22 protein-coding genes are annotated in these 23210 nt (G+C 65.8%); 15 read left to right on the forward strand and 7 right to left on the reverse strand.

Translation table 11 applies throughout. The annotated features are described in order from the left end of the window. Positions 1 to 701: GlxA family transcriptional regulator (locus tag VIR09_RS24975; RefSeq protein WP_332015292.1), on the forward strand; the 701-nt coding region annotated here is incomplete at its 5' end. A gap of 48 nt (positions 702 to 749) precedes the next feature. Here the strand turns inward: VIR09_RS24975 and VIR09_RS24980 are convergent. Continuing rightward, positions 750 to 1508 carry an outer membrane protein assembly factor BamD gene (locus VIR09_RS24980; RefSeq protein WP_332015309.1) on the reverse strand — a complete coding sequence of 253 codons (759 nt, stop codon included), beginning with the start codon at positions 1506 to 1508 and terminating at the stop codon, positions 750 to 752. 137 nt (positions 1509 to 1645) lie between these two features. Here VIR09_RS24980 and VIR09_RS24985 point away from each other — a divergent pair, with 137 nt between their 5' ends. The 11 genes from VIR09_RS24985 to VIR09_RS25035 all read left to right on the forward strand — a co-directional run bounded on the left by VIR09_RS24985 (position 1646) and on the right by VIR09_RS25035 (position 11193). Beyond that, positions 1646 to 2644, forward strand: a complete 999-nt coding sequence (locus VIR09_RS24985) for an RluA family pseudouridine synthase (protein WP_332015293.1) — start codon at positions 1646 to 1648, stop codon at positions 2642 to 2644. Then, positions 2632 to 3396 (forward strand): peptidoglycan editing factor PgeF, encoded by a 765-nt coding sequence (gene pgeF, locus VIR09_RS24990; RefSeq protein ID WP_332015294.1) that lies wholly within the window; start codon positions 2632 to 2634, stop codon positions 3394 to 3396. Before VIR09_RS24985 ends, pgeF begins: the two co-directional genes overlap by 13 nt. 124 nt (positions 3397 to 3520) lie before the next feature. After that, positions 3521 to 5155 carry a class I poly(R)-hydroxyalkanoic acid synthase gene (gene phaC / locus VIR09_RS24995; RefSeq protein ID WP_332015296.1) on the forward strand — a complete coding sequence of 545 codons (1635 nt, stop codon included), beginning with the start codon at positions 3521 to 3523 and terminating at the stop codon, positions 5153 to 5155. 76 nt (positions 5156 to 5231) lie between these two features. Next, positions 5232 to 5969 carry an acetoacetyl-CoA reductase gene (gene phbB, locus VIR09_RS25000; protein WP_332015297.1) on the forward strand — a complete coding sequence of 246 codons (738 nt, stop codon included), beginning with the start codon at positions 5232 to 5234 and terminating at the stop codon, positions 5967 to 5969. 115 nt (positions 5970 to 6084) lie between these two features. Further along, positions 6085 to 6651, forward strand: a complete 567-nt coding sequence (phaR, locus tag VIR09_RS25005; protein ID WP_332015298.1) for a polyhydroxyalkanoate synthesis repressor PhaR — start codon at positions 6085 to 6087, stop codon at positions 6649 to 6651. A gap of 102 nt (positions 6652 to 6753) precedes the next feature. Then, positions 6754 to 6879: a hypothetical protein gene (locus VIR09_RS25010; RefSeq protein ID WP_332015299.1), complete on the forward strand. Its 126-nt coding sequence runs from the start codon at positions 6754 to 6756 to the stop codon at positions 6877 to 6879. Between the two features lie 166 nt (positions 6880 to 7045). Continuing rightward, positions 7046 to 7582: an iron transporter gene (locus tag VIR09_RS25015; RefSeq protein WP_042792482.1), complete on the forward strand. Its 537-nt coding sequence runs from the start codon at positions 7046 to 7048 to the stop codon at positions 7580 to 7582. A 2-nt stretch (positions 7583 to 7584) separates the two neighbouring features. After that, positions 7585 to 7938, forward strand: coding sequence for a cupredoxin domain-containing protein (locus VIR09_RS25020; protein WP_207472920.1), 354 nt, complete (start codon positions 7585 to 7587; stop codon positions 7936 to 7938). A 14-nt stretch (positions 7939 to 7952) separates the two neighbouring features. Beyond that, on the forward strand, positions 7953 to 8804 hold the full coding sequence (locus tag VIR09_RS25025) for an FTR1 family iron permease (protein ID WP_332015300.1): 852 nt from the start codon (positions 7953 to 7955) through the stop codon (positions 8802 to 8804). Between the two features lie 39 nt (positions 8805 to 8843). Beyond that, entirely contained in the window at positions 8844 to 10241 is a 1398-nt protein-coding gene (locus tag VIR09_RS25030) for a 4Fe-4S binding protein (protein ID WP_332015301.1), read from the forward strand. Positions 10242 to 10320: 79 nt separating this feature from the next. Further along, positions 10321 to 11193, forward strand: a complete 873-nt coding sequence (locus VIR09_RS25035) for a PhzF family phenazine biosynthesis protein (protein ID WP_332015302.1) — start codon at positions 10321 to 10323, stop codon at positions 11191 to 11193. A gap of 105 nt (positions 11194 to 11298) precedes the next feature. Here VIR09_RS25035 and VIR09_RS25040 read toward each other — a convergent pair whose 3' ends face one another. From VIR09_RS25040 to cphA (VIR09_RS25060), 5 genes are all read right to left on the reverse strand, one after another. Continuing rightward, entirely contained in the window at positions 11299 to 11637 is a 339-nt protein-coding gene (locus VIR09_RS25040) for a BON domain-containing protein (RefSeq protein WP_013392352.1), read from the reverse strand. Positions 11638 to 11706: 69 nt separating this feature from the next. Next, on the reverse strand, positions 11707 to 11871 hold the full coding sequence (locus VIR09_RS25045) for a DUF1328 domain-containing protein (RefSeq protein ID WP_006389411.1): 165 nt from the start codon (positions 11869 to 11871) through the stop codon (positions 11707 to 11709). Positions 11872 to 11898: 27 nt separating this feature from the next. Then, a complete protein-coding gene (locus tag VIR09_RS25050) occupies positions 11899 to 12099 on the reverse strand; it encodes a CsbD family protein (RefSeq protein WP_013392353.1) in 201 nt (66 codons plus the stop codon). A 598-nt stretch (positions 12100 to 12697) separates the two neighbouring features. Then, positions 12698 to 15271: a cyanophycin synthetase gene (cphA, locus tag VIR09_RS25055; protein ID WP_332015303.1), complete on the reverse strand. Its 2574-nt coding sequence runs from the start codon at positions 15269 to 15271 to the stop codon at positions 12698 to 12700. Positions 15272 to 15333: 62 nt separating this feature from the next. Beyond that, entirely contained in the window at positions 15334 to 17949 is a 2616-nt protein-coding gene (gene cphA, locus VIR09_RS25060; RefSeq protein ID WP_332015304.1) for a cyanophycin synthetase, read from the reverse strand. Positions 17950 to 18211: 262 nt separating this feature from the next. On the opposite strand from cphA (VIR09_RS25060), the gene VIR09_RS25065 reads away from it, so the two are divergent. Beyond that, positions 18212 to 20497: an ABC transporter ATP-binding protein gene (locus VIR09_RS25065; RefSeq protein WP_332015305.1), complete on the forward strand. Its 2286-nt coding sequence runs from the start codon at positions 18212 to 18214 to the stop codon at positions 20495 to 20497. 21 nt (positions 20498 to 20518) lie between these two features. After that, positions 20519 to 20989: a DUF1854 domain-containing protein gene (locus VIR09_RS25070; protein WP_332015306.1), complete on the forward strand. Its 471-nt coding sequence runs from the start codon at positions 20519 to 20521 to the stop codon at positions 20987 to 20989. Positions 20990 to 21012: 23 nt separating this feature from the next. Here the strand turns inward: VIR09_RS25070 and VIR09_RS25075 are convergent, their stop codons facing one another. Beyond that, positions 21013 to 22149 carry a GNAT family N-acetyltransferase gene (locus VIR09_RS25075; protein WP_332015307.1) on the reverse strand — a complete coding sequence of 379 codons (1137 nt, stop codon included), beginning with the start codon at positions 22147 to 22149 and terminating at the stop codon, positions 21013 to 21015. 99 nt (positions 22150 to 22248) lie between these two features. On the opposite strand from VIR09_RS25075, the gene VIR09_RS25080 reads away from it, so the two are divergent. Further along, complete coding sequence (locus VIR09_RS25080; RefSeq protein ID WP_332015308.1) at positions 22249 to 23070, forward strand: ferritin-like domain-containing protein; 822 nt, start codon at positions 22249 to 22251, stop codon at positions 23068 to 23070. The last annotated feature ends 140 nt before the right edge of the window (positions 23071 to 23210 follow it).

Raw genomic sequence — 23210 nt, forward strand, 5'->3', positions numbered from 1 at the left:
AGGCGGCGCCGGCCATGCTGGCCTATCTGCGCGGTGCCCATGCGCGCGGACGGCGCGTGGCCAGCGTCTGCACCGGCGCCTTCGTGCTGGCACAGGCGGGCATCCTGCAAGGGCGCCGGGTGACGACCCACTGGCGCCATGCCGCCGAACTGCAGCAGCGCCATCCTGCCCTGGCGGTAGAGGCGGATCGCATCTATGTCGAGGACCACACGGTCTGGACCTCGGCGGGCATCACGGCGGGCATCGATCTCGCGCTGGCCATGGTGCAGGCGGACCACGGCGAGGCAGTTGCCCGCGCCACTGCCCGCGAGATGGTGGTCTATCACCGGCGCACGGGCGGGCAATCGCAGTTCTCGGCCCTGCAGGACCTGGCGCCGGCCAGCGGGCGCATGCGCGAGGTGCTGGCCCATGTGGGCCAGCACCTGGACGAAGTGCTGGATATCGAGCGTCTGGCCGATGTGGCCTGCCTGAGTCCGCGCCAGTTCTGCCGCCAGTTCAAACTCGAAACAGGCCAGACCCCGGCCAAGGCGGTCGAGCGCGTGCGCGCCGAGGCCGCCCGCGAACTGGTCGAGGAGGGCGAGGCTGGCATGGACGCCATCGCTCGCCGGGTCGGCTTCGGCGATACAGAACGCATGCGCCGCGCCTTCATCCGCATCTACGGGCAGCCGCCGCAGGCCCTGCGTCGCGGCGCGCCGCCATGAAAAAAGCCCCTGCATGGCAGGGGCTTTCTTGGCATGGGGAACGGTGCGTCAGTTGAACGGGTTCCACCAGCTCTTGTCGGCCTTCAGGCCCTTGGTCTTGAACTCGCTGTTGGGGAAGTTCTTGTCGTACACGCGCTGCGAGTCGTTCTTCAGTTCGGTCATGCCGAGCTTGTCGTAGGACTCGACCATCAGGTAGAGCGCTTCCTCGGTGGCGGGGGCGCCTTCGAAGTCGGTGATGACGGTTTGCGCGCGGTTGGCCGCGGCCACGTAGGCGCCGCGCTCATAGTAGTAGCGGGCGACGTGCACTTCGTTCATGGCGATGGTGTTGACCAGCCAGGCGACGCGCTTCTCGGCATCCACCGTGTACTTGCTGTCCGGGTAGCGCTTGATCAGCTCGTTGAACGCGTCGTAGGACGCGCGCAGGCCCTTGGGATCGCGTTCGGCGGGATCCTGGCCCGTGATGTTGCTCATGAAGGCGCTGGCCGGGGTGAAGTTGATCAGGCCCTTCAGGTAGAGGGCGTAATCGGTCCCGGGGTGGTTGGGGTAGAGCTGCTGGAAGCGGTCGATGGCGGCCAGGGCCTGCTCGTTTTCGCCGTCCTTCCAGTTGACGTAGGCAAGCTCGAGCAGGGCTTGCTGCGCGTAGACGCCGAAGGGATAGCGGCTTTCGATCGCGGTCAGCCGCTCGCGCGCTTCTTTCCAGCCGCCCGACGACATTTCCGCCTTGGCGTCCGCGTAGAGCTGTTCGGCGCTCCAGTTGGTGGTCTTGTCATACTTGCTGTTGGTCGAGCCGCAACCGGCGATGACCATCACGGCGAGCAGCGCGATAACCACGCGCAAGACCGGCCCGCTTCGGGAGGCGGGATTCGAGGGAGCTGCGGAGTGGTGAATCACGAGAATCGTATCCTTGGTGTTAGCATGCAAGGCTGATTATATGATTTGTCTCCATGTCTGATACAGCCTCCGGCGCAGATCTCGTTTCCGACGACGAACTCCTGGGTATTTCCGAAGAAAATCCCCGGGGGGGACCGCAATTTGTAACAGTGCCTTCCGGCACCCGCGCCGACCGGTTGGACAAGGTGCTGGCGGGGCTGCTGCCTGAACATTCCCGCGGCCGGCTGCAGGGCTGGATCGAGGCCGGCAACGTCCACGTGAACGGCAAGCCCGGCAAGGTGCGCCAGACGGTCGGTCCTGGCGATGAATTCACCGTCTGGCCCCAGCCTGCGCCTGAAACCCAGGCCTTCGCGCCCGAACCGGTCGAGTTCACCGTGGTCGACGAGAGCCCCGACTGGATTGTTGTGAACAAGCCCGCAGGCCTGGTCACGCACCCTGGCGCCGGCAACTGGAGCGGCACGCTGCTCAACGGCCTGCTGCACCGCTATCCCGAACTGGCCACGGTGGCGCGCGCCGGCATCGTGCATCGCCTGGACAAGGACACGTCCGGCCTGATGGTCGTGGCACGCAACGAAACCGCCCAGACGCATCTGGTGCGCCAGTTGCAGGCACGCAGCATGGGCCGCGAGTACGTGGCGCTGGCCCATGGCTGGCTGGCCGCGGCCGGCAAGGTCGACCGTCCCATCGGCCGTGATTCGCGCGTGCCGGTGCGCATGAGCGTGGAGCGCCCGGTGGCGCCCAAGCCAGCGATTACCCATTACGCGCCCGCCCGCCGCGGCGTAGCGGATCCCGGCGGCCGCGTCACCGAAGTGGTGTGCCGCCTGGAAACCGGCCGCACCCACCAGATCCGCGTGCACATGGCCAGCCTCGGGCATCCGCTCCTGGCCGATACGCTCTACGGCGGCAAGAACATTGCGGGCGCGCAGCGGCAGATGCTGCATGCGCGCGCGCTGCATTTCGAAGATCCGGGCGGCCGCGGTGAAGTCGAGTTCGCCGCGGCCGTGCCTTCCGACATGAGCTTGGTCCAGGAAGAGATCGCATGGAACGCGTAGTGGCTGGCCTGCCGGTAGTGGCAGGCCCCGATTGGGCGGGCGTGAACTATTTCTGCACGACCCGGGCAGGGGGCGTCGGCGTTGCGCCGCACGACACCTTGAATCTGGGCCGCCGCGCCGGAGACGATCCGGACACGGTCGCTGAAAACCGGCGCCGGGTGCGCGCCGCGTTGCCCGCCGAACCCTTGTGGCTGCGCCAGGTCCACGGCAGCGAAGTCGTGGATGCCGATAAGACGGACCTACCGGAAGAGCCGGCGGTCGACGCCAGCGTCACGGCGCGGCCCGGCCGCGTGCTGGCCGTCATGGTGGCCGATTGCTTGCCGGTGGTCATCGCCGATGCGCAAGGCACGGTGCTGGGCGCGGCGCATGCCGGCTGGCGCGGCCTGTCGGGCGGCGTGCTGGAACATACATTGGCGGCCATGCGCGCCAAGGCGCCGCAAGCTGCGGGCTGGCGCGCCTGGGTCGGGCCGGGCATTGGCGCGCAGGCGTTCGAGGTCGGCCAGGATGTGCTGGACGCCTTCTCCAAGGATGATCCCGCGACCTTGCGCTACTTCACGCCGCGACCCGGACTCTCCGGAAAATGGCTGGCCGATCTCGCCGGCTTGGCCGATTTCCGCCTGCGCCGCGCCGGAGTACAAGATGTCTCCTTGAGCGGGATGTGCACGGTGGCCGGGGCGGACCAATTCTTTTCGTACCGTCGCGACGGCGAAACCGGACGCATGGCTCTGCTGGCCTGGCTCGGCGGGGTTTGATCTGGCGCAAGGCCCGCGGCCGGGCTTGCGACGTACCCTGTCAGGCCTCCTTGTATACCCGCATTGACAGCCCCGAACCCGGAATGCAACATCAATCGCGTAGTTTCGATAACAAGGTGTCGAAGTGAATGCCAATCTCTCCGCAGGGCCCATTCCGGTGAGCGTGGCACCGGAAGTCCTGGCCGACATTCAGGCCGAATTCTCCCGCGAGTGGCAGCGCCTTTGCGATGACGCCCGCCGTGGCGCGCTTGCGCCGCCGCCTGACCGCCGCTTTTCCGGCGACGCCTGGGCCTCCAATCATTCGCACCTGTTGCTGGCGCACACCTACCTGCTGTCGGCCCGCGCCATGTCGCGCATGGTCGATGCGGCTCAGGTCAGCGAGCCCATGCGCGACCGCCTGCGCTTTTCCATCATGCAGTGGGTCGACGCGCTGTCGCCGTCGAACTTCCTGGCGCTGAACCCGGATGCCCAGCAATCCATCGTCGAAAGCGCCGGACGCGCGCTCAACGAAGGGCTGGCCAATCTGCTGGGCGACGTCAAGAAAGGCCGCATCACGCAGACGGACGAATCGCAGTTCGAGATCGGCCGCAACGTCGCCGTGACTCCAGGCGAAGTGGTGTTTGAAAACCAGCTGTTCCAGCTCATCCAGTACGCGCCGTCGACGGCTACCGTGCACGAGCGGCCGCTGGTCATCGTGCCGCCGAACATCAACAAGTTCTACATCCTGGACCTGCAGCCCGAGAATTCCTTCGTGCGGCACGCGGTGGACCAGGGCTACACGGTGTTCCTTATTTCCTGGCGCAATCCGGTGTCCAGCGATACCGATGGCGTGGACCGCGCGACCTGGTCCGATTATCTGGACGACGCGGTACTGCAGGCGCTGCGCGTGGCCAGCGACATCACCAAGCAGCCGCAAGTCAATGCCTTGGGCTTCTGCGTGGGCGGCACGATGCTGGCCTCCGCGCTGGCCTTGGCCGAGGCGCGCGGCGAGCACCCCGTGGCGTCGTTGACCCTGCTGACCTCGCTGCTCGATTTCCACGATACCGGGGTCCTGAACGTCTTCGTCGACGAGGCGCACGCGCTGCTGCGCGATCACCAACTGGGCAACGGCGGACTGATGCCGGGGCGCGACCTCGCCACCACTTTCTCGTTCCTGCGGCCCAATGAGCTGGTCTGGAACTACGTGGTCGGCAACTACCTGAAAGGCCAGAAGCCGCCCCCGTTCGACCTGCTGTTCTGGAATGGCGACAGCACCAATCTGCCCGGACCGTTCTTCTCCTGGTATTTCCGCAATACCTACCTGGAGAACAATCTCAAGGTGCCGGGCCGCGCGCAAGCCGCGGGCATGCCGCTGGACCTGACGCGGCTGGAAATGCCGGCGTACATCTTCGGGTCGCGCGAGGACCATATCGTGCCCTGGGTCTCGGCCTATGCCTCCACCCAGGTGCTGCGCGGGCCGCAACGCTTCGTGCTGGGGGCGTCCGGCCACATCGCCGGCGTGGTGAATCCTCCGGCCAAGAAGCGCCGCAGCTACTGGGCGGCTGACAAGCTCGAACAGTCCGGCCATCATCTGCCTGGCGATCCGAACACATGGTTCGCGCAGGCCGTCGAGACGCCGGGTAGTTGGTGGCCCGACTGGGCTGGCTGGCTGTCGGGCCATTCGGGCAAGCAGGTCAAGGCGCGAACAAAGTTAGGCAATGCCAAGTACCGGCCGATAGAGCCGGCTCCTGGCAGGTATGTGAAAGTCCGGGCAGCCTGAAACCGCGATCAGCGGTTAGGCCCGGATAGAAGAAGGTTAATTAACGAGGCGTCCGTCGCACACAGGAGGAAGTCCAATGAGCGGAAAACTGGCTTACGTAACAGGCGGGATGGGCGGGATCGGCACCTCTATTTGCCAGCGCTTGGCCAAGGAAGGCTTTCGCGTGGTGGCAGGTTGCGGCCCCAGCCGCAATTACCAGCAATGGCTGGACGAGCAGGCAGCGCAGGGCTATACGTTCTACGCGTCCGTGGGCAATGTGTCCGACTGGGACTCCACGGTAGAGGCGTTCGAGCGGGTCACGAAGGACCTGGGCCAGGTCGACGTGCTGGTCAACAACGCGGGCATCACGCGTGACGGCCTGTTCCGCAAGATGAGCGCCGACGATTGGCGCGCGGTCATCGACACCAACCTGAACAGCCTGTTCAATGTGACCAAGCAGGTCATCGAAGGCATGGTCGAGCGGCAGTGGGGCCGCATCATCAACATCAGCTCGGTCAACGGGCAGAAGGGGCAGTTCGGCCAGACCAACTATTCCACGGCCAAGGCCGGCATCCATGGCTTCACCATGGCGCTGGCCCAGGAAGTGGCCAGCAAGGGCGTCACGGTCAATACGATTTCGCCCGGCTACATCGGCACGGACATGGTTCGCGCCATCCGTCCCGACGTGCTGGAAAAAATCGTCGCCACGATTCCGGTGCGCCGCCTTGGCACGCCGGAGGAAATCGCTTCCATGACGGCGTGGCTGGCCTCGGATGAGTCCGGCTTTTCAACGGGCGCGGACTTCTCGCTCAACGGCGGCCTGCACATGGGCTGACGCATCGGGCCGCCAGCGGGCGGCCCGTCGGTACCGGAGGGCCTCGGGGAGAGGGCCCTCCGGATTACACTAACCCTATCCGAAGCCTTAGAGATCGCCCGATCCGGGGACAACCATGACGCAAGCACAAACCGGCGCCAGCCTGCGCCTGATTAAAAAGTACCCCAACCGTCGTCTGTACGACACCCGGACCAGCACCTACATCACCCTGGCAGATGTCAAGCAACTGGTCCTGGCCAATGAAGAATTCCAGGTCGTCGATGCCAAGAGCAGCGAAGACCTGACGCGCAGCATCCTCCTGCAGATCATTCTCGAAGAGGAAAGCGGCGGCATGCCGATGTTCTCGTCGAACATGCTTTCGCAGATCATCCGTTTCTACGGCCATGCCATGCAGGGCATCATGGGTTCCTACCTGGAAAAGAACATCCAGGCCTTCATCGAAATCCAGCAGCGCATGGCGGAACAGTCCAAGGGCCTGTACGGCAGCCAGTTCGGTCCCGAGGCCTGGGCGCAGTTCATGAACGTGCAGACGCCCATGCTGCAGAACATGATGAACAACTACATCGACCAGAGCAAGAATCTGTTCGTGCAGATGCAGGACCAGATGCAGGATCAGACGCGCGCCATGTTCTCGACCTTCCCGTTCACGCCCGGCGGCACGCAAGGCCCCGGACGCAAGTAACGGCGGGGCCGCGCCAGGCGCGGCCTCATCGATCAGCACCCCAAAAGCCGGATAGCGGTCCGGTTCTTGGGGTGTTTTTTCATCCCTGCGCACTGGCCCGGCGTGAACGAAGCGGGCCTGAGCGCCAATCTGGGGCTGGGCCTGGAGTCGGACCTGCGCCACCCGTATGCCGGTGACGTCACGCGGGCCTTCCAGCCGTCGGCACAGTTCAGGTTTTCCGGGCGCTGAAGAGGCGAGCCGGACCGCTTTCACCGCTTGATCAAACGCAATCATCCGCAGATTTTCCTGGCGCCAGGTTCAGGGTTCTGTCAGTTGATTTAGTTACATTAATGAAAACGGTTCTTGTTTGTATTTTAGGAACCGATGTCCCATTTGTGTTTCAAGGATTATGCACATGATCAAGAAAGCCTTGGCCCTGGCCATTGTCGCTCTGAGCGTTTCCGCCGCGAACGCGGCTGAATACCCCATCGGCAAACCGGTGGAAAAGGGCGGCATGGAAATCGGCGCGGTGTATCTGCAGCCGATTGAAATGGACCCCCCCGGGATGATGCGCCCGGCCAAGGATTCGGATGTGCACCTCGAAGCCGACATCCACGCCACCGCCGGCAACAAGACGGGCTTCCCCGAAGGCGAGTGGGTGCCTTACCTGGTCGTGAAGTACGAAATCCAGAAGGTCGGCAGCCAGAACGTGCAGAAAGGCACCTTCATGCCCATGGTTGCCAACGACGGCCCGCACTATGGCGAGAACGTCAAACTTGAAGGCCCGGGCAAGTACAAGCTGAAGTACACGGTGCTGCCGCCGACCGCGGACAAGATGAGCCACTTCGGCCGCCACGTCGACAAGGAAACCGGCGTGGGTCCGTGGTTCGAACCCTTTGACCTGGAATATGAATTCGTCTACGCCGGCACCGGCAAGAAGGGCGGTTACTGATCGTGCGCAGCCTGCTACGCCTTGCCGCCGCATTGCTGATCGGCCTGGCCGGCCTGGCCGGCGGGGCGCCCGCGCAGGCTGACGAACTGCCCACGTTCACGCTGAGGTTCAAGCCGGACGGCACGTTCGAGCCCGCCACGCTGGAAGTGCCGGCGGGCCGCTTCAAGATCGAGCTCATCAACGAGAGCAACGAGCCGGTGGAATTCGAAAGCATTCCGCTACGCAAGGAAAAAGTCCTGGGACCGGGCGTGAAGTCCTTCGTCGTGATCACCATTTCGCGCCCCGGCGAGTATCCCTTTTTCGACGATTTTCACCAGAGCGTGAAAGGCACTTTGGTCGTCAAGCCCAAGGAATGACGCGGTAGCACTATATGGAACAGGTACTTTTCATCGTCTGGCGCGAAAGCGTCGAAGCCATGCTGGTGGTGGGCATCCTGTACACCTGGCTGCGCTCCACACCCGAAGGCAAGCGCGGCCTGACTTATTTGTGGGGCGGGGTTGCCGCGGGCCTGGCACTGGCCGTGGCGCTCGCGCTGGTGTTGCTGGGCGTGTCCACCTGGCTCAGCGACGAAGGCCAGGAATGGTTCCAGGCCATCATGTCGCTTGCCGCGTGCGCGCTGGTGGTGCAGATGGTCGTCTGGATGAAGAAGCACGGCCGCACGCTCAAGGGCGAACTCGAAGGCGGTGCGCGGGCTTCCGTCGCCAGCGACAACTGGTGGGGCTTGTTCGTGCTGGTGGCGATCGCCGTGGCGCGCGAAGGCAGCGAAACCGTCGTGTTCCTGTATGGCACCGTGTCGGCGGGCGAGGGCGGCAGCAACATGTTGATGCTGGCGCTGGCCGGCGTGGCCGGTTTCGTCGTGGCGCTGTTGACGTTCTGGCTGCTGCAGTTGGGCGGCAAGCTCATCACCTGGCGCCGTTTCTTCCGCGTGACCGAAATCCTGTTGCTGCTGCTGGCCGGCTCGCTGCTGGTGGGCGGCCTGGATCACCTGATTTCACTGGACGTCTTGCCGACCATCGTGGATCCGGTCTGGGACAGCTCCTGGCTCTTGAGCGACAGCACCGGCGTGGGCAAGGTCCTGGCCGACTTCGCCGGCTACCGCGCGCTGCCCGCGCTGAGTTCGGTGCTGTTGTGGGTGGCTTACTGGATCATCGTGTGGGCGCTGCTGCGCTGGGTGGGAGGCAAGCCCGCGGGCGTTGCTGCCGCCGCCCGCAGCACTTCCTGAACCCGACCGTTGCTGGACTGAATACTTGAAGGTTTGACCATGGCAGCTGCACTCGGGAGGGCGACCTCCCGTATCGCCGACTTCCTCCGTGACCATGCCCCGCTGTTGCGCAAGCTGCAGTGGGGCATTGTTGCGATGTACGCGTTCCTTTTGATCGTGCCTGCGATCCTGCCCTTGCCGGACAACGCGGCCTCGGTGTTCAACAACCTGACCATCGTCGCGCAGTTCGCGTTCTGGGGCGTATGGTGGCCGTTCGTGCTCATCTCCATGCCCATCCTGGGCCGGGCCTGGTGCGGTTGGCTCTGTCCGGAGGGCATGCTGACCGAATGGGCCAGCGAGCGCGGCCAGGGGCGTGCGATCCCCAAATGGATGCGCTGGGGCGGCTGGCCCTTCGTCGCATTCGCGCTGACGACCGTGTACGGCCAACTGGTCAGCGTGTACCAGTATCCGCTGGCGGTGCTGGCGGTGCTGGGCGGGTCCACCGTGGCGGCCATGATCGTCGGCTGGCGCTACGGCCGCAGCAAGCGCGTGTGGTGCAAGTACCTGTGCCCGGTCAATGGCGTGTTCAATCTGCTGGCCAAGCTGGCGCCCTGGCACTTCAAGGTCGACGAAGAGAAGTGGCGCCATCCGGTCATCCGCATCGAACCCATCAACTGTGCGCCGCTGGTGCCGCTGCGCCACATGAAAGGCGCGGGCGATTGCCATGTCTGCGGACGCTGCAGCGGCTATCGCGGCGCGATCTCGCTGACGCCGCGTTCGCCCGAAGAAGAGATCGTGCATGTCACCCACGGCGATCCGTGGCAGACGGCGTTGCTGTGCTTCGGCCTGATGGGTATCGCCATCGGCGCCTTCCTCTGGAGCGCCAGCCCCTGGTACGTGACTGCCAAGCAGTGGGCCGCGACCTGGCTGGTCGAACACGACATCATGTGGCCGCTGCTGGACAACGCGCCCTGGTTCGTCCTGACGCATTACCCGGAAGTGAACGACAGCTTCTCGTGGCTGGACGGCGCGGGCATCCTGATGTTCGTCGTCGGGGCCACGATCTGTGTCGGCGGGGCCTCCTTCCTGTCGCTGTGGATCGCCGACCGCCTGGCGCCCGCCGCGCCTGTGCCGGGCGAACCCGTGACGCGCTGGGGCCGTCCTGGCCTGCACAAGCTGGCGCAGGCCTTGATTCCTTCCGCCGGCATCGGCGTGTTCCTGGGCTTGTCGGCGACCACCGTCAACCTGCTCAAGCACGAAGGGATGCAAGCCGCCTGGGCCGCGCCCGTGCGCTTCACGCTGCTGAGCCTGGCAGTGCTGTGGACACTGCGCCTTTACGCGCGGCTGCTGAAGCCGCGCATGGCGAGCGTCTGGCGCAAGGGTCTGGCCTGGCTGGTGCTGGCGGCTGGCCTGGCGCCGTTCTGCCTGGCCTGGGTGCTGTTCTTCGCGGTCTGGTAGCTCGCGCCCTGGGCTTGCGATAAAGTGGGGCATTGCGCCGGCCAAGGCCGGCGCAACTCTTTCAACTATCGCTACCGCCATGGCCTCCTACGCTTTCCGCCTGCTCAACGTCTTCGCTTCTTCCACCTTCAGCGGCAACCAGCTTTGCGTGTTCGAAGACGCGCGCGGCATGGACGACGCCACCATGCTGAACCTGGCGGCGCAGTTCAATCTGTCCGAAACGACCTTCATCCTGCCGTCGGACAAGGCGGCGGCGCGGGTGCGCATCTTTACGCCGGGCTTCGAGATGAAGTTCGCGGGCCATCCCACGATCGGAACCTCGCAGGTCGTGCGGGATTTGCAGCAGACCGGCGATGAACTGACCCTGGAGTTCGCCGCCGGCGTGGTGCCGGTGACGGCGCGCGGCGATGCCTGGACCTTTACCGCGCCGTGTCCGGACGGTGTGCGTACCGCCGCGCCTGTGCTGGAGCGCGCCCAGATCGCCAGCTTGCTGGGCCTGGAAGCCAACGACCTGTTGGGCGATCCGATCTGGATGGACACGGGCGCCGACCAGTTGCTGGTGCCGCTCGCCACTGTGGCAGCCGTGCGCCGCGTCGCGCCCGACGCCTCCCGGCTGGACCGCTGGCAGGCCAACAGCCTGGGCCGCAAGGTCATGTACGCCTTCGCCTTCGACGACGGTCGCCAGCAGGACGGCCGGCAGGTCGTGGTGGCGCGCTACTTCTACGCCAAGGCAGGCGGTGGCGTGAACGAGGATGCCGGCACGGGTTCGGCCTGCGCCAATCTGGGCGGCTGGCTGCGGCATCAAAAGCATCCCTTGCCCGCCAGCATCCTGGTGGAGCAGGGCGACCAGATGGGCAGGCCTTGCCGGTTGCTGCTGGACGTCCATGCCGACGGGCGGATCCAGGTCGGCGGCCGCGCGCTGGAGATAGGCCGGGGCGTGGTCGACATCTGAGGTCCGAGGCCGCCATCCGATGGGCGGTCCAAAACAAGGCGGCGCCCGTGTTCGACACGGGCGCCGCCTTGTTTTTCAGGAAAGGGCTTGAATAGCCCCCAGGGCTTACTTCTTGTTCTTGGCCGGGTCGACCTTGATGTTGTTCATCACCTGCTTGACGCCCTCGACGCCGCGCGCCACGGTGGCGGCGTGATCGGCTTCTGCCGCGGTGCCCACGGTACCCGTCAGTTTGGTGACGCCCGCATTGGTTTCCACGGCAATGTCCAGCGCGCTCAACTGCTTGTCGGCCACGATGGCGGCCTTGACCTTGGTGGTCACGGTGGCGTCGGACGCGTATTCACCCACGGACTGTTTCGGCTTGCCGTCATCGGCGGCAAAAGCCATGGAAGTGAAGACGGCGCCCGTGCCCAGTGCAGCGGCGGCGATCAGCTTGCGGAATTCCATAGTCATGCTCCTTGTTAGTGGTTCAGCGCGTCGGGACGCGGGGATTGCGTAATGTCTTGGGTGCGAGTTCTATTTCTTGCGGAATGCGCCGCCGAGGATGGACAGCAGCGCCAATACCAGGAAGACGAAGAACAGGATCTTGGCGATACCGGCAGCGCCGGCGGCGATGCCGCCGAAGCCCAGGACAGCCGCGATGATGGCGATGACGAAGAAAACTACGGCGTAGTGCAGCATGTCAGCTTCTCCTGGTGGTTGGCCGGATCAGGGATTGCGGTCGAAAAAGTCGCGGACTTCCTTCTCAGCCTGTTCCTTGGTCTTGCCGTAACGCTCCTGGATCAGGCCCGCCAGACGTTCGGCGTTGCCTTCGGTGCGGGTCAGCTCGTCGTCGGTGAGCTCACCCCAGGCGGCCTTGGCCTTGCCTGCCAGTTGCTTCCACTTGCCAGCGATGATGTCGTTGTTCATGGTGACCTCTCCTGTTGCTAGCGCCATCCGGTTTGCGGCCTGTAAACCGGGCTGTCGCGGTTGAGTGGGACACTGATCAGCTAGGGCCTGCCGGTTCAAAAGATTGCCGTTCAGGCCATGCACTTACCGTACGAGCCTGCGGCATGATCGTCAAACCTGGCTGTGGGTAAATGTAACGGCGTGGCGTCAGCAAAATGGCCCGGTTTCCGGCGGAAGGAGATTGCAGGCGCACTATATGTGGCAGTTACATTTCGGCAATGTCTTGTCCTCTTTTGAGTGGGGCTGGTAACCGGATTTGCGGGCGCAGGCAGAGTGGTCCGCGGCTGGTCTGCGGGAGGACGGGACGGTATAGTCATGGCGGAACCGGCAACCACGTTCGGCCGCAGAAAAGGAAGAGGAACCCGCATGACGCAACGACTTTGCAGCGTTATCTTGCTGACGCTGGCCGCGATGGCGGCGATGGGATGCACGCACGTGACGGACAGGTACCAGGCTGCCGCGCCCGTCGCGTCGTCCAGCAGTTGATCGGCGCGCTGGCGCAAAATGCGAACGGGGCGCCTCAGGGCGCCCCGTTTCTACTTCAGGAGCCGCGAAGGGCTCAGGCTTGCGCGATGCGGCGCGCGATGTGATCCAGCGCGTCTTCCACCTGATCGACCAGGATCAGGCACAGGTCGCCGGCGCCCAGACGCGCAAGGGCCGTGTCGATGGCGAGAAACTCGCCGTGGATTTCCTCGACATGCTTGCTGCGGCTGGCATTGACCAGGCCCTGCTGCAACAGGGCCAGCACTTCGCCATCGGCGCGGCCGCGTTGGCATTGGTCCTGGTAGAGCAGCACGTCGTCGAAGGCGTCGCCGAGGATCTCGGTCTGCATCCGGATGTCTTCATCGCGCCGGTCGCCCGCGCCGCTGATGACCACGGAACGCCGCTTGGCGGGCATGGCGTCCACCGCGCGCACCAGGGCCAGGATGGCATCGGGGTTATGGCCGTAGTCCGCGATCACCGTGGCGCCGCGGTAGTCGAACACGTTGAAGCGTCCGGGCGCGGTTTGGGCGTCATTGACGAAGGTGGCCAGGCCGCGGCGGATGATGTCCGTGTCCAGGCCCAGGGCCCAGGCGGCGGCGATCGACGCCATGGCGTTTTCGACCTGGAAGGTGATGGTGCCGTTGCGCGTCAGCGGGATGGCGGCCAGCGGGTAGCGGGTCTCTTCGGTGCCTTGCTGCGCGGTCACGATGGCGTCGCCGTCGCGGTACACGCAACGCAGCCCTTGCGCGCGGTGCGTGGCCAGCACGGGATGGTTGCGGTCTTCGGCGAAGTAGGTGATCGAGCCCGGGCAGCTCGCGGCCATTTCGGCCACGATGGGGTCGGCCGCGTTCAGCACCGCGGTGCCCGAGGGATGCACGTGCTGCACGATCACGCGCTTGACCACGGCCAGGTCCTCGACCGTGCTGATGTAGCCCAGGCCCAGGTGGTCGCCCATGCCGATGTTGGTGACGATGGCCACGTTGCAGCGGTCGAAGGCCAGGCCTTCGCGCAGGATGCCGCCGCGCGCGGTTTCGAACACGGCCGCGTCCACGTCCGGGTGCATGAGCACGCTGCGGGCGCTGCGCGGGCCGCTGCAATCGCCGGTGTCGATGCGCAGGTTGTCGACGTAGACGCCGTCGGAGTTGGTCATGCCGACGCGGTTGCCGGCGGCGCCCAGGATGTGGGCGGTCAGGCGCACGGTGGTGGTCTTGCCGTTGGTGCCGGCCACGGCCACGACCGGGATGCGGCCGTCGTCACCATCCGCGTACATGTTGGAGATGATGGCTTCGCCCACGGCGCGGCCCTTGCCGAAGGACGGGTTCAGGTGCATGCGCAGGCCAGGCGCGGCGTTCACTTCCACCACGCCGCCATGCTGGTCTTCCAGCGGGTAGAGCACGCTTTCGGCCACCACGTCCACCCCGCAGATGTCCAGTCCGATCATGCGGGCCGCCGATACCGCACGCGCGGCCATCTCCGGATGCACTTCGTCGGTCACGTCGGTGGCTGAGCCGCCGGTGCTGAGGTTGGCGTTGTTGCGCAGGAAGATCAGGGTGCCGGATGGCGGCACGGAGTCGGCCTCGAAGCCTTGCTTCTTGAGCGTGGCCAGGGCGATGTCGTCGAAGCGGATCTTGGTCAGGGAAGTTGCGTGGCCATCGCCGCGCAGCGGGTCCGCGTTGACCTGGTCCACCAATTGGCGGATGGTCTGCACGCCGTCGCCCGTGACCTGCGGCGGATCGCGGCGCGAGGCCGCGACCAGTGCGCCACCGACCACCAGCAGGCGGAAATCGTGGCCCGGGATGTAGCGTTCGACGATGACTTCTGAGCTGATCTCCTCGGCCACTTCAAAGGCCTGGATCACCCGTTCGCGGGTTTCGATGTTGACGGCGACGCCGCGGCCCTGGCTGCCGTCGCGCGGCTTGACCACGACCGGTCCGCCCAGTTCCTCGGCCGCGGCCCAGGCTTCCTCGGCGGTGGTCACCGAGCGGCCCATCGGCACCGGCACGCCGGCGGCGTCCAGCAGCATCTTGGTCAGGTCCTTGTCCTGCGCGATGGACTCGGAGATGGCGCTGGTCAGGTCGGTTTCGGCGGCCTGGATGCGGCGCTGCTTGCTGCCCCAGCCGAACTGCACCATGCTGCCCTGGGTCAGGCGGCGATAAGGGATATTGCGCGCGGTGGCGGCATTGACGATGGAGCCGGTGCTGGGTCCGAGGCGCACGTCTTCGTCCAGGTCGCGCAGGCGCTTGAGGGCGTCGGCGAGGTCGAAGGGCGTGTCGTCCAGCGCGGCGCGCACCAGCACTTGCGCCAGTTCCATCGCCAGCTTGCCGACTTCTTCCTCGCTGTACTCGACCACCACCTGGAACACGCCGGGCTCGATGGTGGAGGCGGTGCGGCCGAACGTGACGGGGCAGCCGGCGTGCGCCTGCATCGTCAGCGCGACGATCTGCAGCACGTGAGCGATGGAGACCGAGCCCTGATGGCCTTCCGGACGCAGCAGCCCGGTCTGGGGCAGCCGCGCGCGCAGGCGCGCTTCGAAGTCAGGCAGGTTGTCGATGGAGCATTCGGCGTCGGCGCAGGAAACGATGGCCTCGATCGCGGTGTTCTTGCTCCACAGATTGGGGCCGCGCAGTGCTCGGATACGGGAAACTTCCATGGCAGGTATTCCTGTCTAGCTCACGCGCGCGCCCGCTAATGCGAGGGCGCGCGCAGATATTGTCAGTATTGCTGAATCCAGCGGCGGACCAGGTCGATGGTGGGACCGGAGAAGGCTTCGTCGGACTGCAGCAGGACGAAGTCGCCTGCGGCGATGCTGTCGAGCTGGCTCTGGATGGCCTTGCCGTGGTCGGGCTCTTCCTGGATGTCCTTGACGCGGGCGCCTTGCGCCAGGCCCTGGCGCAGCAGCGCGCGCGCCTCGCCTTCGGGACGCTTGCTGCGCACGGTCAGGTCGTCGTAGAGCACCACGCGGTCGAAGGCGTCGCCCAGCAGCTTGCCCTGTTCGATCAGGTCCGCGTCGCGGCGGTCGGCGCCAGCCGAATAGACGGCGGCGCGCGTGGTCGACGGAAACTGGTCGATGGCGGCGATCAGGGGGCGCAGCGCCGAGGCGTTGTGCACGTCGTCGACCACCACGGTGCTGCCGTTGCGTTCGAACAGCGTGAACTGCCAGGGGGCGTCGGCCTGGTCGATATCGAAGGTTTCGATGCCGGCGCGGATCAGCTCCACGGGGATGTCCAGCGCCCAGGCCGCGCCCACCGCGGCCAGCACGTTTTCGATCTGGAAGGCGACGCGTCCGCCATGCGTCAGCGGGATCGCGGCCACGGCGGCCAGGCGTTCCTCGCGGCTGCCTTGCGCCAGCACGATGCCGCCGTCGCGCACGAACACGGCGCGGCCGTCCTGCTGCAGATGGGCGGCGATGGCGGGCAGGGCGGGATCGATGCCGAAGAAGATCACCGCGCCATCCGACAGCTCGGCCATTTCGACCACGCGCGGATCGCGTGCGTTCAGCACGGCGGCGCCGCCTGGCAGCACCACGTCCACCTGCGTGCGGAACACATTGAACATGCGCTCCGTTTCGTTGATGTCGAAGTCGCCAAGATGGTCGGCGTCGTCGATGTTGGTGACCACGCCCACCAGGCAGCGGTCATAGGCCAGGCCCTGGCCCAGGATCACGCCGCTGTCGTTCTCGATGACGGCGGCGTCCAGGTTGCGGTTCATCAGCAGGCGCGTGCCCGATGCGAAATCGGCGCGGTCGCCTTTTTGCACCAGGCGGCGGTCCAGGTAGAGGCCTTCGCTGCAGGCCAGGCCGGTGCGCTTGCCGGACAGGCTCAGCAGGCGGGCCACCAGGCGCGCCACCACGGTCTTGCCATTGGTGCCGGTCACGCCCACGATGGGAATACGTCCCGCATCGCCTTCGGGGAACAGATGGTCGACGATGGCGCGGCCCACGGGACGCGGCGTGCCGTCGGCCGGCTTCAGGTGCATCAGCAGGCCGGGGCCGGCGTTGACTTCGACGATGGCGCCGCGCTGTTCTTCCAGCGGGCGGGAGATGTCTTCCGCCACCAGGTCGACGCCGGCGATGTCCAGGCCGACGATGCGCGCGGCCAGCGTCACGGTGGCGGCGACGCTGGGATGCACCCGATCGGTGACGTCGAAGGCGACGTTGCCGCTGCGCTGCACCAGCACGCGCTGGCCTTCGGGCGGAACGCTGTCTTCCGTCAGGCCCTGGCGGGCGATTTCCAGCCGCGCGGCGGAATCGAGGCGCACCGGGTTCAGCGGGTGGTTCTCGGTGCGGCCGCGGCGCGGATCGGTATTGATCTGACCGTCGATGAGTTCGGTGATGGTGGACTTGCCGTCGCCCGTCACCCAGGCCGGTTCGCCGGCGGCGGCGGCCACCATGCGGTCGCCGACGACCAGCAGGCGGTGTTCGTTGCCCAGCACGAAGCGTTCGACGATCACGCCGCTGCCTTCGTCCACGGCCACGCGGTAGGCCGACACCACTTCCTCGCGCGTCGTCAGGTTGGTGAACACGCCGCGGCCATGGTTGCCGTCATAGGGTTTCACGACCACCGGCAGGCCGATGTCCTCGGCCGCTTCCCAGGCGTCGTCCTCGCTGCGTACGAGACGGCCTTCGGGTACGGGCACGCCGCAGGTCGACAGCAGTTCCTTGGTCAGGTCCTTGTCGCGCGAAATGCCTTCGGCGATGGCGCTGGTGCGGTCGGTCTCGGCCGTCCAGATGCGGCGCTGGGCCGAGCCGTAGCCGAACTGCACCAGGTTGCCCTCGAACAGGCGGATGTAGGGGATGTCGCGGTCGTCGGCGGCATCCACGATGCAGGCGGTGCTGGGGCCGAGACAGTGCTTGTCGATCAGGCTGCGCAGCTTGGCGATGGCGGCGGGCACGTCGAAGGGACGGTCCTCGATGGCGGCCATGACCAGGTCGCGGGCTTCGTTCAGGGCGGTGCGGGTGACCTGTTCCTGCCAGGCGCGCACCACGACCTTGTAGACGCCGCGGGTGGAGGTTTCCCGGGCCTTGCCGAAACCGCCGCGCAAGCCGGCCAGGTTCTGCAGTTCCAGGGTGACATGTTCAAGAATGTGGCCAGGCCAGGTGCCTTCCTTCAGGCGCGACAGAAAGCCGCCCCGGACTCCCGGACTGCAGCGGTGTTCGATCAGGGTCGGCAGCCATTCCGTCAGGCGCTCGTAAAAGCCGGGAATGGTGTTGGAGGGGTAGTCCTCCAGTTCGCCGATATCCACCCACGCTTCGAGTACCGGGCGGTACGTCCAAATGTTCGGGCCGCGCAAAGCCACGACATCGAGAAATTCAATGTCTTTCTTTTTCATGTTTTAATTTACGAGAGAAGCAGGTTGGCACGCGCGGACGCCCCTATGCAAGACCGCGAATTTATTGGGGTTGCGCCTTTAGAATAATGCCAACGAGTGGGGGATCCCAGATATTCCTAATTAGAAAAATCGGCTGCTACTATACGACGCCTTCAAGGCGTGAAATCGTTATGTTGTAAGGAAGGGACACGTTTGCCGCCAGTCCTGGTAGCGAACCGGTTGCCGCCTAGTAGGGCAGAGTCCTGGCCCGGTATGCGTTCCAATGAAAAAACCAAACCTGCTTTCCGGCCTTGCCGAAGCCTTTCCTGCCCGCTGGCGCGATGAAATCAGCACCGAATTGGCGGATGGCGAAACCTTGTTGGCCTGGGTTGAAATAGACCTGGATCAGCGCCTGAAGTTCCGCCCGGGGCTGATCGCCGCCACCGATCGCCGGCTGCTGGCCCGCCATTCCGACGAACCGCGTTGGGAATCCTGGGCATATGGCCCCCAATTAAAGCTCAGCCTGACCGACCACGCCGGCGCCGCACTGCTGGAATTGCACGACGACGACTCCCGCCTGGGCGTCTGGCGTTTCACGCTGGCGCGCAATCCGGAAGCGCTGCGCCTGCTGGCTCAATTCGAGACCCAGCAGGCCATCCGTTTGTCCGGCCATCAGGTCGAGGAACTGGCGGAACGCACCTGCACCATCTGTAATAACGTCATCCCGGCGGGCGAGGAAGAATGCCCGACCTGCAACCAGGAGCAGGCGGCGCCGTCGTCCACCTGGGCGTTGCTGCGCCTGTGGCGCTTTGCCCGGCCCTACCGCGGCCCGCTGCTGGCGGGTTTCGTGCTGACGCTGCTGGGCACGGCCGCCACCCTGGTGCCGCCGTACCTGACCATGCCGCTGATGGACGACGTGCTGATTCCGTTCCAGAACGGCGCGCCCATCGACTACGACAAGGTCCGCCTCTACCTGGGCGGGCTGCTGGCCTCGGCGTTCCTGGCCTGGGGCCTGGGCTGGGCCCGCACCTACATCCTGGCCTGGGTCAGCGAACGCATCGGCGCCGACCTGCGCACCACGACTTATGAGCACCTGCAGCAGCTGTCGCTGGAGTATTTCGGCGGCAAGCGCACGGGCGACCTGATCTCCCGCATCGGCAGCGAGACCGACCGAATCTGCGTGTTCCTGTCGCTGCACTTGCTGGATTTCGCCAACGACATCCTGATGATCGTCATGACCGCGGTTATCCTGGTGTCCATCAATCCGTGGCTGGCGCTGGTCACGCTGGTGCCGCTGCCGTTCATCATCTGGATGATCCACGCGGTGCGCGATCGCCTGCGCCATGGCTTCGAAAAGGTCGACCGCATCTGGTCGGAAATCACCAACGTCCTGGCCGACACCATACCTGGCATCCGCGTGGTCAAGGCTTTCGCGCAGGAAAAGCGTGAAGTTGCGCGTTTCCGCGAAGCCAACAACCGCAACCTGGAAGTCAACGACCGCGTGAACACCACCTGGTCGCTGTTCTCGCCCACCGTCACGCTGCTCACCGAAGTGGGGCTGCTGGTGGTGTGGATCTTCGGCATCTGGCAGGTGTCGCAGAAGCAGATCACCGTTGGCGTGCTGGCCGCCTTCCTGGCCTACATCGGCCGCTTCTACATGCGCCTGGATTCGATGAGCCGCATCGTCTCGGTGACGCAGAAGGCCGCAGCCGGCGCCAAGCGCATCTTCGACATCCTGGACCACGTGTCCAGCGTGCCGGAACCGCAGAATCCGGCCAAGCTGCCGCACATTAACGGCCGCATCGAATTGCGCGACGTGGGTTTCCGCTACGGCAACCGCCAGGTCATCCGCGGGTTGAACCTGGCCATCGCCCCGGGCGAAATGATCGGCCTGGTGGGCCACAGCGGTTCGGGCAAGAGCACGCTGATCAACCTGATCTGTCGCTTCTATGACGTGTCCGAAGGGGCGGTGCTGGTCGATGGCGCCGACATCCGGTCGGTGCGCGTGGCGGACTACCGGCGCAACATCGGGCTGGTGCTGCAGGAGCCGTTCCTGTTCTTCGGCACCATCGCCGAGAACATCGCCTACGGCAAGCCGGACGCCACCCGCGACGAGATCGTAGCCGCGGCGCGCGCCGCGCATGCGCATGAATTCATCCTGCGGCTGCCGCACGGCTACGACTCGCTGGTCGGCGAGCGCGGCCAGGCCCTGTCCGGCGGCGAGCGCCAGCGCATCTCGATCGCGCGGGCGCTGCTGATCGATCCGCGCATCCTGATCCTGGACGAGGCCACCTCGTCGGTGGACACCACCACCGAAAAGGAAATCCAGAAGGCGCTGGACAATCTGGTGCGCGGTCGCACCACGATCGCCATCGCCCACCGCCTGAGCACCTTGCGCAAGGCGGACCGCCTGGTGGTGCTGGACCGCGGCCAGATCGTGGAGCAGGGGCCGCACGAAGAACTGATGGCCCGCGAGGGCGCCTACTACCGCCTGTACCAGGCGCAGGCGCGCCAGGCCGAGGCCGACGCGCAGGCGTCGGGCAGCGAAGACATGGCCGCCGTGGCCTGACGCGGAACCGGAATTATCGTCATGACCTTGCCGTCTTTTCAGCTGCGCCGCAATGCCTTCGGTCGTCTTGAATTCCAGTCGGCCAATGGCGAGACCCATGAAGGGGTGCTGCCCGTGCGCGCCTTTCCCATCAGCGAGCCGGGCCGCGGCCTGTCGCTGGTGACGGTTGACGGACATGAGCTGCTCTGGATCGAACACCTGTCCGACGTGCCGGCCGCGCAGCGCGCGCTGATCGAGGAAGAGCTGGCGAGCCGGGAGTTCATGCCCGAGATCCGCAAGCTGGCCAGCGTCTCCACCTTTGCCACCCCGAGCACCTGGCAGGTCGATACCGACCGCGGCCCGACGTCGTTCACGCTGCGTGGCGAAGAGGACATCCGGCGCCTGAGTCCGCAGACCCTGCTGATCGCCGACAGTCACGGCATCTTTTATCTGGTGCGCGATATCCAGTCGCTGGACAAGCACAGCCGCAAGCTGCTGGACCGCTTCCTCTAGGGCCTGTTCACAGGCCCTGGGCCTCAGCCTTCCCGCGGCCGCTTGAACGGGGAGTGGCTTTCCAGCTCTCCCAGATAGTCGGTCACGGCCGCCGTTTCTTCATCCAGGAAGTTCTGGATCACATCCGCGAAACCGGGATGCGCGACCCAATGCGCCGACCACGTGGGCGTGGGCAGCAGCCCGCGCGCCATCTTGTGCTCGCCTTGCGCGCCACCCTCGAAGCGGGCGATGCCGTGGGCGATGCAATAGGCGATGGACTGCATGTAGCAGGTCTCGAAATGCAAGCCCGGCACGTATTCGGTCGCGCCCCAGTAGCGGCCATATAGCGCGTCGCCGCCAGCCAGGTTCAGCGCCGCCGCCACTGGCTGGCCGTCGCGCTCCGCCAGGATCAGCACAAAGGCCTCGGGCTGTTCGCGCTGCGCGCGGCGGAAAAATTCGTGGCTCAGGTAGGGCGGATTGCCATGGCTGAAGTAGGTGCGGCAATAGCATTCATAGAAGAAGTCCAGCTCGGCCGCGCCGATCCCGGCGCCGCGCAGCCAGCGGTACGAGAGTCCGGCAGCCGCGACCTTCTTGCGGTCCTGGCGGATCTTCTTGCGCTTGTCGTGGCTCATCGTGGCCAGAAAGGCATCGAAGTCCGCGTATCCCGGATTGGTCCAGTGGAACTGCACGCTTTCGCGGATCATGAAGCCGGCCTCGCGCAGCGCCTGCATGTCGGTGTCCGTAGGGAACAGCAGATGCAGCGAGGAGACCTTGATCTCTTCGGCGAAGGCGATCAGCCCGCGCACCAGCGTGGCGCGGTCTTCATCGTTGCCTGCCAGCAGCCTGGGTCCGGTCACCGGCGTGAAGGGAATGGCCGAGAGCAGCTTGGGGTAGTAGCGCAGCCCATGACGCTGGAAGGCGTCGGCCCAGGCGTAGTCGAACACATACTCGCCGCGCGAATGCGACTTCAGGTAGAGCGGCGTGGCCGCGGCCAGCGCGCCGTCGCGCCACAACGCCAGGTAATGCGGCGCCCAGCCGGTCTGGGGTTCGGCGCAGCCGGTTTCGTGCAGCGCGCACAGGAACGCATGGCGCAGGAAGGGCTGGTCTCCTGCCAACGCGTCCCATTGCTGGGCGTCGATGCGGGACAGGTCGGTCTCTATGGTCAGGCGCAGGGAATCCATGGGTGAATGATAAAGTCTCCGGGTATGCGCGAGGCTTGCGGCCCCAGCGCTTTCACGGGATTTCGGGCGGGCGCGAGGCCGCCTGGCACAGAGAAGCATATGGACAGCAATACGACGCCCGTCGCGGTCGGGCACGCCCAGGATTGCCTGCGCGGGCAGGCGCTGGCGGCCCTGGCCGCCACGGCCTGGCAGGACAAGCTGGCGGCGGTACGCGCCATTTCAGATGACGCGGCGCTGGACTGCGCACGGGTATTCGTGCCCACGGCCGGGTTGCCGGGCCGCCCGCCGTTGCCGCAACTGGTCGCCCCGGCCCAGGTCAAGCACCGCTCCATGGCCACGCAGGAAGGGCGCGCGGCGCTGCTGCACGCGTTGGCTCACATCGAGTTCAATGCCATCAATCTGGCCTTGGACGTGATCTGGCGCTTTGCCGGCATGCCGGAAACCTTCTACCGTGACTGGCTGCGCGTGGCGCGCGAAGAGGCCTATCACTTCGATCTGCTCAGGCAGCGACTGGCCGCCATGGGCCACGCCTATGGCGACTTCCCCGCCCACAACGGCTTGTGGGACATGGCGCAACGCACGCGGGCTGATCTGCTGGCCCGCCTGGCCTTGGTGCCGCGCACGCTGGAAGCGCGAGGCCTGGACGCTTCTCCCGCAATCCGCGCCAAGCTGGCGGGAGCAGGGGACGCGGACAGCGCGGCTATCGTCGACATCATCCTGGCCGACGAGATCGGCCACGTGGCCATCGGCAACCATTGGTACAAGCACCTGTGCGCGCAGATGGGCAAGAATCCCGTGGCCTGCTACGCCGAACTGGCGCAGCGCTACGAGGCGCCCCGCCTGCGCGGCCCCTTCAACCTGGAGGCGCGCCGCGCCGCCGGATTCGACGACGCCGAGCTTGCCGCGCTGCAGGCCGGTTGACTGGACGACATGAGCATCGACAACTCCATCAAGACATTGCGGGCCCGCCCGCTGCGCGCGCTGAGCTGCGCCCTGGCCGGCAGCGCTCTCATCTCGCTGGCGCCCGCGGCATACGCCGCCGACGCATTCGCGGCCTGCCT

It is taken from the genome of Achromobacter sp., from assembly GCF_036567245.1.
Classification (GTDB): Bacteria; Pseudomonadota; Gammaproteobacteria; order Burkholderiales; family Burkholderiaceae_B; genus Achromobacter.